This window comes from Vibrio penaeicida (genome assembly GCF_019977755.1).
Lineage (GTDB): Bacteria > Pseudomonadota > Gammaproteobacteria > Enterobacterales > Vibrionaceae > Vibrio > Vibrio penaeicida.
The window spans coordinates 1,175,064-1,187,739 of record NZ_AP025144.1 but is presented as its reverse complement, the minus strand read 5'-3'; the positions used below and the strand labels follow the sequence as shown (position 1 = coordinate 1,187,739).

Genomic DNA, 12,676 nt, shown 5'->3' with positions numbered 1-12,676 from the left:
GTTTCCGATTATGATAATGCAATTGATAATTAGTGTCATTCGTATCAGTATGTCACAGCAGTGTATTTATTTCTAAAAACGACAATATGCAACAGCACAAACTGAAACCTTAACCAAAAAAAGAATATTTCACATTATGGACAAGACTCACTCATTCTTAAAAACTCTGATGATTGCACTGGCTTCTTTGCTAGCAAGTACGTCTCTTATCGCCCAAGAGCGTCTTATCAGTGCGGGATCAGCGGTAACTGAATTGGTTGACGCACTTGGTGCATCTTCCCAGCTTGTTGCCGTCGATGTCACAAGCGCACAACCAGAGGGAAAGCGCTTGCCTGTGATTGGTTATCATCGTCAATTGTCTGCAGAGGGTCTCTTAGCGTTGTCGCCAAACATGCTTATCGGCTCCGAAGAAATGGGACCAAAAACCACACTGACATTATTAAAGAATGCTGGCGTAAAAGTTGAAGTCGTTAATACCTCCCCTACTGTTGATGGCTTGCTCGAGCGAATTGATGAAGTGGCATCAATTACTCATACAAACGAAAAAGCAGGGGCACTAAAACAAACTGTGCAAGAAAAGATCGAGTCCATTCAAAACAACCACCCGGTCAAAGCCGAACAAAAACGTGTACTTTTCCTTCTAATTCATGAAGGCCGCCCCGCCAATGTTGCAGGTAGCGAGACGACCCCAGATGCGTTAATCACATTGGCTGGTGCACTTAACCCTGTCGCCCAATCGGTAAAGTCTTATAAACCCCTTTCAACTGAGTCTTTGGTAGAAATGCAGCCAGATGTCATTCTCGTCAGTGGACGCAGTTGGGAAAAGCTGGGTGGTGCTGATGCAATATTGAAATCAATGCCTTTATTAGCCGCCACACCAGCAGGTAAAAACAAAGCTTTTGTTACTATTGATGGACAAGCTTTAGTTGGCGGTTTGGGGCTTAAAACACTTGAAGAAGCTCAACGCGTAAATAAGATTTTATACGCACCTGAAAAGAACTAACCATGCTCAGACGAATTCCAATTTCAGCATTGTTGTTGCTGTTTTCTGCGTTATTGGTGTTTATTTCAGCAAGCTCTATAGCAGTTGGTCCAATGAACATCACCATATTGGATAGCTTCAAAAGCTTGCTCCCTTCACTTTTTGAATTGCCGAACCATATTCAGGTAGTCATCACAGAAATACGTTTGCCTCGTACACTCATGTGTTTGATTATTGGTGCTATATTGGCGCTTTGTGGTGCCGTAATGCAGGGATTATTTCGCAACCCACTTGCCGAACCTGGAATTATTGGTGTGTCGGCGGGCGCAATGCTTGGGGCAGCCCTTGCGATGGTCTTGCTTGCAAGTTGGCTAGAAAATGCATCTGCCGTAGCGAGCCTTTTTGCAGTTCCAGTGTTTGCTTTTATTGGTGGCGTAATTACAACTATGATCGTGTACCGATTGGGTACGAGTAAGTTCGGTACATCAGTCACGATAATGCTATTAGCGGGCATTGCCATCAGTGCGCTAAGTGGTGCTGGAATTGGTTATCTGAACTTTGCTGCCGACGATCAAGCACTCCGCGACCTCTCTTTGTGGTCTATGGGCTCTCTCGCAGGTGCAACGTGGTCTGGAATAGGGCTAAGTGCTGCAACTCTTGCGTTACTCTATTTTGCCTTTCGACGTGAAGCTATGCCCTTAAACGCTATGTTACTAGGAGAATCTGAAGCCGCACACATGGGAGTAAACGTTCAGTCTTTTAAAAGACGGCTCATTATTATGTCAGCAATGGGCGTTGGGGTAGCAGTAAGCTTAACAGGTATCATAGGCTTCATTGGCTTGGTTGTTCCACACTTAATTAGAATGTTGGTAGGCCCCGATCATCGAAGCTTACTCCCGCTATCTGCTTTGTTTGGTGCGCTGCTGTTAACCATGTCGGACATGATAGCTCGCGTGGCAGTGACTCCAGCTGAGTTGCCTGTGGGTATTGTTACCGCTCTCATTGGCACACCTTTTTTCCTGTTCATTTTGGTTCAGCAAAGAGGGAAAATAATATGATGCCTCAGAATTCTCGAGTGTTGTCTGCACAGAATCTCAATTTAAGTTTTGGTAATCGAAAGATCATTGATAACCTTTCCATCGAAATTTTTTCAGGGCAAGTAACAGCACTATTAGGTTCAAATGGTGCTGGAAAAAGTAGCCTTCTTAAATTGCTCAATGGTGAAATACCTTCTCACTCAGACATCCAATATTTAGGAAAATCACGCTCAAATTGGAATAAAAGTGAACTTGCGAGACACGTTGGTATGCTGCCTCAACACAGTACTTTGAGTTTCCCTTTTCTAGCAAAAGAAGTGGTAGAGCTAGGCGCTATGCCGCTTAAGATTTCCCACTCAGATATTCAAGCGCGCGCGACTGAAATGATGAAAAAAGTCGATGTGTTGAATTTGGCAGATAGGCTCTACCCCTCACTCTCCGGAGGCGAAAAACAACGCGTCCACCTCGCACGAGTTCTTCTACAGCTCTCAAGCAGCGAAAATAAGATACTCATGCTGGACGAGCCAACTTCGGCTCTCGATCTTGCTCATCAACACAGTACATTGAATCTTGCCAATAAGCTTGCAGCAGAAGGGGCAGCGGTCATTGTTGTTCTGCATGATCTCAATTTGGCAGCTCAGTATGCAGATAGATTAGTTTTCCTAAATGAAGGCAAAATAGTGGAAGATGGCGAACCTTGGTCGGCGTTAAAACCAAAGCTCATTGAAGAGGTTTATGGCTTTTCTACACTGATAGACAAACACCCAAAAAGTGACTTTCCAGTGGTGTACCCTGCTTAATACCGCCATTAAAAAACAAAAAGCCAGCCTTGTAATAAGGCTGGCTTTGTTGGATAAGGCAAACGCAAATTAAGCGTTGTTGCGAATCCACTCATCCATGTCTGTTTTTAGATTGTCTGAACGAGTACCAAAGATAGCTTGCACACCACCAGAGACAACAACGACACCTGCCGCTCCCAGTTTTTTCAGCTGATCTTGATTAACTTGCTCCGTATCTGCTACTGATACACGCAATCGAGTGATACATGCATCTAAGCCAGTAATATTCGCTTTACCACCAAACGCTGAGACTAAATCGCCCGCTAGCTCTGTTCCAGTCGATACAACCACTTCTTCTTCAGATTCGCTTTCACGACCTGGTGTTTTTAAGTCCATCGCTACAATCACGGCACGGAAAACAAAGTAGTATATTGCGGCATAGCCCAAGCCCACAGCAATCATTAGGAATTGCTTCTGCGCGTTTCCTGACAGAACAATAAAATCAATCAAGCCATGTGAGAACGACGTACCGTGAACAAAGCCTAAGGTATTTGCAACAACGTATGCAGAACCAGCTAACAATGCGTGAATACCATAAAGCACAGGTGCAACGAACAAGAACGAGAACTCGATTGGTTCAGTAATACCAGTTAGGAATGATGTCAGAGCAGCAGATGCCATGATACCCATCACTTTCGCACGGTTTTCTGGTTTTGCACAATGAGCAATCGCTATCGCGGCTGCTGGCAAGCCAAACATTTTGAACATGTATCCACCAGCAAGCTGACCAAAACCATTACCTGCTTCGCGAGATGCTTCATCAGCAACTAGGTAACAAGTAAGAACGCCATTTTGAGCTTCACCAGCCGCATTCACACACGAACCCGCTTCAAAGAAGAAAGGGACATTCCAAACGTGATGCAAGCCAAATGGAATCAATGAACGTTCAATCACGCCATAAATACCAAACGCAACTTGTGGATTTTGATGAGCAGCCCAATCCGAGAAAGTTTGCATAACAACGGCAACAGGTGGCCACACAATAGAAAGAGCTAACGCCAACGCAATGGCTAGAAAGCCAGTAATGATTGGCACTGCGCGTTTACCCGCAAAGAAACCCAAGTATTCAGGCAGCTGAATTTTGAAGAATCGATTAAATGACCAAGCAGCAATACCACCAACCAAGATCCCACCTAGAACACCGGTCTCATACTGTTTGGTTATGAGTTCAATGCTTCTGTCATCTAACACCTGCCCAGCAGCTAGAGCTGCCGCTTGTGCGGACTCGACATCCATTTGAGCAAGGACGCTCATGGTCGCAGCCATAATGCCGTAACCAACGATTGACGCCAAACCAGAAACACCGTCATTGTTCGTGAAGCCAAGAGCCACACCGACAGCAAACAGCAATGGCATCTGACCAAATACTGAACCACCCGCCTTTTCCATGAGATTAGAAACAACTTCTGGAATGAAACTAAGATCGGCAGCACCGACACCTAAGAGAATACCCGCGACCGGCAGCACAGAAACGGGAAGCATCAGCGCCTTACCTACTTTTTGTAGGTTAGCGAAAAGATTTTTAAACATGTTTATGCTCCAAATTGATTATTAGTATTTTGAACACTGACGGCACACCCCCGTAGCCTTGTACCATCCACAATCAATATCGATGTCGCGATATCAATCACTCTAGTAAACATGTCAGGTTTCAAAGGAACGAATTCCTGAGATGGATTATATTTTTAGCCTCTAAATATTTCGTGACCTAACTCACCCTTTAAATCTCATTCTGAAATTTAGTTCCAAAACAGTACCGTGATCACAATCGTAATTCTCTAATGCAAAGGATTGCAAATTCATAAAGCATTGTTTTTAATTGATATATTTGAACCTTAGCTCTTGAGCATAAGGTAAACAAAAAATGAACACTTGTTATTTTACGCAACAAAATTACAAGTCATCAATTTTGTTATTTAATTCACCAACATATATGGTGAACATCAGCAAATGGGCTAATTAGGATAAAAAAAGGGAGCATAAGCTCCCTTTTTCATCAATTCGGTGTTTTCATCACAAAAAAAGATTTTGGAAGTTTCTGGTTGTTACTTGAGCAACTTCACCTAACGACACGTTTTTTAACTGCGCAATGTACTGAGCCACCTCGACAACATAAGCGGGTTGGTTTTCTTTTCCTCGGTGAGGAATTGGGGCTAAGTATGGAGAGTCGGTTTCGATCAGCAATCTATCCAATGGCAACGCTTTTACAACCTCTTTTAATTCCGTCGCAGCACGAAATGTGACTATACCAGAAATTGAAATGTAAAAGCCCAACTCCATCGCCGCTTCTGCAAATGGTAAGTCTTCTGTAAAACAGTGGATCACACCACCACACTCTTGCGCATTTCCGTCTCGTAGAAGCTTCAAAGTATCTTCACGCGCATTCCTTGTGTGAATAATAAGTGGCTTATCAACTTCAACCGCCAAGGCGACTTGTTGCTCAAAGCGCTCTAGCTGCAGCGCTTTGGTCTCTGGCTTATAGTGATAATCCAACCCCGTTTCACCGATAGCCACAACTCGTGGATGACGGGCGTATTCATAAAGCTTATCTAAGCAAAATGCACTTTCCACATCCAAAGGGTGTACTCCGCATGAAGCCGATACGTTGTTAAATGGCTCAATCATCTCCATCATTTTTGGAAAGCTGTCTAGGGTAACGCCAACGGAAAGCAAATGTTCAACATTGGCTTTACGCGCTTTCTCTACAACGTCCGCCACTCCTGTATGCAGCTCTTCATAATTTAATTTATCTAAGTGGCAATGCGAATCAACAAACATTTTTCTTCTCGTGTAAATCTAAAAACCAGTCTGCGACAAGCAGTTCTGCGTTTAATCCAGGAAACATCTTCAATTGATGAATTAATTGGTTAAGTTGTCGAGTTTTTTTGTACGCCAGATCATAGTCAATCCATTTCAAAATAGGCTCTAAATAGGCACTTTTTTCTTGGACAAAAAAGTCTTTTTGAGCACTAGTAAGCGCAAAACTCAACCAGCCAAGGCGTTCGACAGGCTGATCCTTAATAGCAGACCAGAAGTTATTGTATGAAGGAATGGCAGAAGAAAGCTGAAGTGACAAACTATTGAGTAACGCCTCAAATTGCTTTTCCTGACCATCACGCGCGAACGCTAGTGCGGCTAACGGGGCACCATGACTCAGCTTCAGTGCCAAGTCACTAACTGGCTGTTCTGAATTCTGGTTAAGCCAAGACATCGCATCAGCAAACTCAGGTGTCGCGATATCCCACTGCTGGCATCGGCTCACGATGGTAGGAAGCAGCTTATGTTTATCTGCCGACATCAACAAAAATACGCAGTTTTCCGCTGGGGACTCTAACGTTTTTAGTAACGCATTAGATGCTGATTCATTCATTGCCTCAGCAGGGCTAATGATAATAAGGCGCTTACCACCAAGCTGTGAAGACTCTAAAGCCCAACGATTGGCTTGGCGGATTTGATCAACAATTATCGATTTACCTTCCTTTTCAGGCACAATACCGTGTATGTCCGGATGACTACCAGACTTTGATAAATCACAGCTATGGCAAAAACCACACGCTTCGTCTGTTGCGTTACTGCATACCAAAGCCTGTGCAAACTTATCGGCTAATTGCTGCGCACCTAATCCCTCTGGGGCATGGCACAATAAAGCGCCCGTCACGCGATCGTTGTTTAACAGCGACTGCCAATGGTTCCATGTGAGACGTAGCCAAGGATGCAGATCAGACATTATTTCTCCAGCGACTCTAGCCAATTTTGCAAGGCTTGGTTTAGACTCTGAGTGACATCTTCAATGGCTTGCTCAGCATTCACGATCACAACACTTGAATCTGATTCTGCAATTTCGAGATAACGCTGACGAGTACGCTCGAAAAAACTGATATCCATTTTTTCGATACGATCTAGTTCGCCTCTTCCTCGCGCGCGCTCTAATCCAATACGAGGGTCGATATCAAGGTACAACGTAAGATCTGGCTTGAAACCACCTAACGACACTTTTTTTAGCGATTCCATTGTGTCACGCGCTATTTCGCGCCCGCCACCTTGATAAGCTTGTGATGACATATCGTGCCTATCACCGACAACCCAAGCTCCAGATTCTAACGCTGGCTTAATCACGGTCTCAACGAGTTGAACGCGAGCGGCGTACATGAGCAACAATTCAGAAATATCTTGAAGTGCTTCGCCTTCGTGCTCTTCTTTCACCAATGAGCGCATTTTCTCAGCCAACGCTGTGCCGCCTGGTTCTCTGGTATTAACAATATTCTGCACGCCATGTTGCGCCAGTTTTTCTTTTACAGCCTGAATAGCTGTACTTTTTCCTGCGCCTTCAAGACCTTCGATAACAATAAACTTCGCTGAATTCATTTTTTACTTCTTAGTACTTTCAAATATTGTCTTACTGCTCGGTTGTGAGCAGCCAAATTCTTGCTAAATACGTGTCCACCATGACCACTGGCTACAAAATATAGGTAACGACTATTTTCGGGATTCAACGCCGCTTCTATAGAGGCAGGACCCGCCATTGCAATAGGCGTTGGGGGAAGACCTTTAATCACGTATGTATTGTACGGCGTAGGTGTACGCAAATCTTTCTTTCGAATATTACCATCATAGTTTTCACCCATACCATAAATCACCGTAGGGTCAGTTTGAAGGCGCATACCTTTGTTTAAGCGGTTGATGAATACCGATGAAACCCGCTCTCTTTCCTCATCGAGCGCCGTCTCTTTTTCAATGATTGACGCTAAGATCAAGGCTTCGTATGTCGATTTTAGCGGTAACTTCTCTTGCTTGCCTTGCCATGCATTATTCAGCGCGGTATTCAGGTCGCGATGCGCTCGTTTAAGAATATCTAAGTCTGACGTTCCAGCGGTAAAATGATATGTCTCAGCAAGAAACAAACCTTCCAACTTTTGCTTATCTATATTGAGTGCTTCCGCAATTTCTGGCTCAGACTTTCCACGAGTAAGGTGGCGAAGGTGTTCAGTCGTATCCAGTATTGCTCGCCACTCCTTAAAGGTTGTTCCCTCAACAAAAGTAATAGCAAATTGATGCTCTTTACCTTCCCCTAAAAAGATAAGCGCTTCGCTTAGCGTCATTTCCGGCTTCAGCAGAAATGTCCCCGCTTTCACTTGAACAAGCTCAGGATACGCATGACGAATAAGTTTTGAAAAAGGGCTTGTACTAATCCAGCCCGAATTTTCAAATTGCGCTAAGACGCCCTGAAAACTCGTGCCCGACTTGATAGTAATTAGCTCTGGCTGCGAATTAGTGACGGGTTGATTAATGTACTGTTGAGCTTGTTGACTGACGTAAAACGCTACAGCTGCTAAGATCACAGCGCAGAGAGCCAGAAAAATCGCAATTTTTTTAATCACGTTACAAATATCTCCTGGAAAGTTTTGGTTAGAGAACCAATTTCGAAGTGGGTTTTGTCAATACAAGTAATTGGGCAAACTTGAAGTAATGCATTGGTCATAAAGACTTCTTTTGCATTCAATAATTCTTCAATAGAAAATACACGTTCTACAAGCGTCATCTTCTTGGTAATCGCTTCTTCAATGACTTGCTTACGCATAATGCCAGCCACACCGCACAAATTAAGCTTTGGCGTACACAATCTAAATTCAGAGTCCACCCAAAATAAATTAGCCACACTGGTTTCTATAACGTTGCCTTCAAAATCACAGACGATCGCTTCATTCCAACCATTCTGCTCTATCTCGGCTTTAACCAATACTTGCTCTAATCGGTTATTGTGCTTAAGACCAGCAAGCAAAGGTTGGTGACCCAAGTGAGTTTCACAAATGCCTAATGACACGCCTTTACTGGTCCATTCGTCGTAATGCGCTGGGTATTCGAACGCAGTAATGGTTACGGTTGGCGCAGATGTACCCGCAATACCGTATCCTCTTCCCCCTGTACCACGGCTTATATGAATTTTCAGACCCGCTTTTTCTTTATCTAAAGCAACCTTGTTGCACCATGCATAAACGTCTCCCCAATTCGGGGCTGGAATCCTAAGGGTTTTTAAACAAGATGCAAGACGCTCTTTATGATAATTCCACGCTTGGATTTGTTTTTTGCAGGTGAGAAGAGTCGAAAAGCAACCGTCTCCATATTGGAAACTTCGATCAGAAACTGAAAGTAATTCTTGAGGGCGTCCATTGACGAGAATCATAGCTGCTCCATAAATACAAAAAGCCACTCCATATAAACAAAAGCGGCTCAATGCTAAGCACCAAGCCGCTTTAAAACAAGCTTAACTATACTACTCTATCGATTCTTTTAGAATCGCATCAGATCTTTTTGAAGATCAATGAACCGTTGGTTCCACCAAAGCCAAATGAGTTACACAATGCGTACTCCATGTCGACTTTGCGAGACGTATGAGGAACGAGGTCAATGCCTTCAGTGCCTTCGTCTGGGTTATCAAGGTTGATAGTAGGTGGAACTTCTTGATCAACTAGTGCCATTGCAGTAATGATCGCTTCGACAGAACCCGCTGCTCCAAGCAAATGACCAATCATAGATTTGGTAGAAGAAACCAACACTTGTGCTGAACCTGCTTCACCTAGTGCACGCTTAACGCCTTTAATTTCAGCGATATCGCCTGCTGGCGTAGATGTACCGTGAGCGTTGACGTAACCGATTTGTTCACCTGTTACACCTGCATCACGCATCGCAGCTTCCATTGCAAGCGCACCACCAGAACCGTCTTCGCTTGGGGAAGTCATGTGGTAAGCATCACCACTCATCCCGAAACCAACAAGTTCACAGTAGATTTTCGCACCGCGCGCTTTAGCATGCTCGTACTCTTCAAGAACCATCATTCCGGCACCATCTCCCAGAACAAAACCATCTCGGTCTTTATCCCAAGGACGTGAAGCACGTTGAGGCTCATCGTTACGGGTAGAGAGTGCTTTTGCTGCACCAAAACCACCGATGCCAAGTTGTGTTGAGGCTTTTTCTGCACCACCGGCTACCATCGCATCCGCATCACCGTATGCAATCATACGTGCCGCGTGTCCGATATTGTGTAAGCCAGTTGTACAGGCTGTAGAAATAGCGATATTTGGACCACGTAAACCTCTCATTATTGAAAGGTGACCAGCAATCATATTAACGATTGTCGATGGCACGAAAAATGGGCTAATTTTACGTGGACCTTTTTCGCGTAGCGCTGTATGACCGGCTTCAATCAAGCCAAGACCACCGATACCAGAACCAATCGCAGCACCAATTCGAGGGCCGTTTTCTTCGGTTATCGTTAGGCCTGAATCATCAAGCGCTTGAATACCCGCAGCAATACCATACTGGATGAATAAATCCATCTTACGGGCGTCTTTTTTAGACATGTACTCTTCGCAGTTAAAGTCTTTGACTATTCCTGCAAAACGAGTTGTGAATTCGGAAGTATCAAAGTGCTCGATATCAACGATACCGCTTTGACCTGCTAACAGGGCTTTCCAGGCTGATTCTACAGTGTTGCCTACCGGTGACAACATACCCATGCCAGTGACAACTACACGACGCTTGGACACGATATAACTCTCCGGAGTTGAAATTGATTAAGTGAAAGGATAGAAGATAGTCGATAAAAACTCAGGCGGTCAAGGATGACCGCCTGGAAGTGCAAATTACTGAGCGCTGTTCACGTAGTCAATTGCAGCTTGAACAGTTGTGATTTTCTCAGCTTCTTCGTCTGGAATCTCAGTGTCGAACTCTTCCTCTAGAGCCATAACTAGCTCTACAGTGTCCAGAGAATCAGCACCTAGATCGTCTACGAATGAAGCTTCGTTTTTAACTTCTGCTTCATCTACACCTAGCTGTTCAACAATGATTTTCTTTACGCGTTCTTCGATGTTGCTCATTTTTCTTTTCCTTTACAGACTTCGCTTTATGCGATGTTTTCCGTAGTTTATTCAAACTTTTAAAAGTTGCAAGGGTGACCTTGCTGGTCAAACCACAATTTGCGCGATTTTTCCCGAAATTCGGTACATTTTTGACCTAAATCATGCATAAATCAATTACGCAAGACTTAAACCATGTACATACCACCGTTTACATGCAGGGTTTCACCTGTAATGTAAGCCGCTTCTGGTGATGCTAAAAACACAACCGCAGATGCAATTTCACGTGGGTCACCAAGACGACCTGCTGGTACAGACGCTAGTGTAGCAGCACGTTGGTCATCATTCAGCGCTTTTGTCATATCAGTTTCGATAAAACCTGGCGCAACTGTGTTCACCGTCACACCACGAGACGCAACTTCGCGTGCCATTGACTTTGTAAAGCCAATTACACCCGCTTTAGCAGCCGCGTAGTTTGTTTGACCAGCGTTGCCCATAGTACCAACAACAGAACCAACATTGATGATACGACCGTTACGTTTCTTCATCATACCGCGAAGAACCGCCTTAGATAAGCGGAAGATCGATGTTAAGTTGGTATCCATGATATCGGTCCACTCATCATCTTTCATACGCATCAGTAGGTTATCACGAGTAATGCCTGCGTTGTTAACTAGAATGTCCAGAGCGCCAAATTCATCGTTAATTGTCTTTAAAACAGATTGGATAGATTCGACATCCGTCACATTCAACGCAAGACCTTTACCATTCGCACCAAGGTACTCGCTGATTGCTGCCGCACCATTTTCACTTGTCGCAGTACCAATTACTGTGGCACCACGTTCAACCAAAAGTTCAGCAATTGCACGACCAATTCCACGGCTTGCACCTGTAACCAGTGCAATTTTGCCTTCAAGATTCATCATGTTTTGTTAATTCCTTAGTTTTTCTAACTTAAAAATGCTATTTAGCTGCTTCTAGCGTTGCCGCATCATTAACAGCCGCACCGGTAAGAGTTTTCACAATTCGTTTGGTTAGACCAGTCAGTACTTTACCTGGACCCAATTCGTAAAGTTTTTCGATACCTTGTTCGCTCATCTTTTCTACGCCTTCAGTCCAGCGAACTGGGCTATGAAGTTGTCGAACAAGTGCATCTTTAATTTTTTCAGGGTCGGTTTCAGCAATCACGTCAACATTATTGATAACTGGAATGCTAGGTGCATTAAATTCAATCGATTCAAGTGCTTTCGCCAGTTTTTCTGCTGCCGGTTTCATTAACGCACAGTGTGAAGGAACCGATACAGGAAGAGGCAGAGCACGTTTAGCACCAGCTTCTTTACACAAAGTACCAGCACGCTCTACTGCTTCTTTACTACCAGCGATAACCACCTGACCAGGAGAGTTATAATTCACAGGGGATACAACATCACCCTGAGCGGCTTCTTCACACGCTTTTGCGATAGCATCATCGGCTAATCCAATGATCGCATACATTGCACCCGTTCCAGCAGGAACGGCTTCTTGCATTAAACGACCACGAAGCTCAACTAACTTGATGGCTTCTTTAAAATCAATAACACCCGCGCATACCAGTGCAGAATATTCACCAAGGCTATGCCCTGCGAATGTTTCTGGAGCGGATAGACCTTGCTCCTGCCATACACGCCAGATAGCAACAGAAGAAGCTAGCAAAGCAGGCTGAGTGCGGAATGTTTCATTTAAATCTTCTACTGGACCATTTTGAACCAGTGTCCAAAGGTCGTAGCCAAGCGCTTCAGATGCCTCAGCAAATGTATTTTTTACTACTTCGTGTTGCTCGCCTAGCTCGGCTAACATGCCAACAGCTTGTGAGCCCTGACCCGGGAATACAACAGCAAACTTGCTCATCGTAACTTTCCTTCAAAGCTAAGCACCCATATGAGAATGCAATAAAAACAAAAAAGCCAGACCGACATTTAATATGTC

13 protein-coding genes are annotated in these 12,676 nt (G+C 44.2%); 3 read left to right on the top strand and 10 right to left on the bottom strand.

Annotation, left to right across the window (positions count from 1 at the left end; all coding sequences use genetic code 11):
* Positions 1-136: 136 nt before the first annotated feature.
* Genes LDO37_RS05575 through LDO37_RS05565 form a run of 3 tightly spaced genes read left to right on the top strand, consistent with a single transcriptional unit; the run spans position 137 to position 2,819 of the window.
* Positions 137-1,003, top strand: a complete 867-nt coding sequence (locus LDO37_RS05575; RefSeq protein ID WP_126606246.1) for a heme/hemin ABC transporter substrate-binding protein — start codon at positions 137-139, stop codon at positions 1,001-1,003.
* Between the two features lie 2 nt (positions 1,004-1,005).
* Positions 1,006-2,040 (top strand): FecCD family ABC transporter permease, encoded by a 1,035-nt coding sequence (locus tag LDO37_RS05570; protein WP_126606245.1) that lies wholly within the window; start codon positions 1,006-1,008, stop codon positions 2,038-2,040.
* Complete coding sequence (locus tag LDO37_RS05565; protein ID WP_224055347.1) at positions 2,037-2,819, top strand: heme ABC transporter ATP-binding protein; 783 nt, start codon at positions 2,037-2,039, stop codon at positions 2,817-2,819. Before LDO37_RS05570 ends, LDO37_RS05565 begins: the two co-directional genes overlap by 4 nt.
* A gap of 69 nt (positions 2,820-2,888) precedes the next feature.
* Here LDO37_RS05565 and ptsG read toward each other — a convergent pair whose 3' ends face one another.
* From ptsG to fabD, 10 genes are all read right to left on the bottom strand, one after another.
* Entirely contained in the window at positions 2,889-4,388 is a 1,500-nt protein-coding gene (gene ptsG / locus LDO37_RS05560; protein WP_101112013.1) for a PTS glucose transporter subunit IIBC, read from the bottom strand.
* 483 nt (positions 4,389-4,871) lie between these two features.
* Complete coding sequence (locus LDO37_RS05555) at positions 4,872-5,636, bottom strand: TatD family hydrolase (RefSeq protein WP_126606244.1); 765 nt, start codon at positions 5,634-5,636, stop codon at positions 4,872-4,874.
* A complete protein-coding gene (gene holB, locus LDO37_RS05550) occupies positions 5,626-6,585 on the bottom strand; it encodes a DNA polymerase III subunit delta' (protein WP_126606243.1) in 960 nt (319 codons plus the stop codon). Before holB ends, LDO37_RS05555 begins: the two co-directional genes overlap by 11 nt.
* Complete coding sequence (tmk, locus tag LDO37_RS05545) at positions 6,585-7,223, bottom strand: dTMP kinase (protein WP_126606242.1); 639 nt, start codon at positions 7,221-7,223, stop codon at positions 6,585-6,587. The genes holB and tmk overlap by 1 nt, the downstream gene beginning before the upstream one ends.
* Positions 7,220-8,236, bottom strand: coding sequence for an endolytic transglycosylase MltG (gene mltG, locus LDO37_RS05540; protein ID WP_126606241.1), 1,017 nt, complete (start codon positions 8,234-8,236; stop codon positions 7,220-7,222). Before mltG ends, tmk begins: the two co-directional genes overlap by 4 nt.
* Positions 8,233-9,039 (bottom strand): aminodeoxychorismate lyase, encoded by an 807-nt coding sequence (gene pabC / locus LDO37_RS05535; protein WP_126606240.1) that lies wholly within the window; start codon positions 9,037-9,039, stop codon positions 8,233-8,235. The genes mltG and pabC overlap by 4 nt, the downstream gene beginning before the upstream one ends.
* A gap of 118 nt (positions 9,040-9,157) precedes the next feature.
* Positions 9,158-10,402 carry a beta-ketoacyl-ACP synthase II gene (fabF, locus tag LDO37_RS05530; RefSeq protein ID WP_101113630.1) on the bottom strand — a complete coding sequence of 415 codons (1,245 nt, stop codon included), beginning with the start codon at positions 10,400-10,402 and terminating at the stop codon, positions 9,158-9,160.
* A 96-nt stretch (positions 10,403-10,498) separates the two neighbouring features.
* Entirely contained in the window at positions 10,499-10,732 is a 234-nt protein-coding gene (acpP, locus tag LDO37_RS05525) for an acyl carrier protein (protein ID WP_004406112.1), read from the bottom strand.
* 167 nt (positions 10,733-10,899) lie between these two features.
* Positions 10,900-11,634 (bottom strand): 3-oxoacyl-ACP reductase FabG, encoded by a 735-nt coding sequence (gene fabG / locus LDO37_RS05520; protein WP_180958435.1) that lies wholly within the window; start codon positions 11,632-11,634, stop codon positions 10,900-10,902.
* 40 nt (positions 11,635-11,674) lie between these two features.
* Positions 11,675-12,598 (bottom strand): ACP S-malonyltransferase, encoded by a 924-nt coding sequence (gene fabD, locus LDO37_RS05515; RefSeq protein WP_126606239.1) that lies wholly within the window; start codon positions 12,596-12,598, stop codon positions 11,675-11,677.
* Between the last annotated feature and the right edge of the window lie 78 nt (positions 12,599-12,676).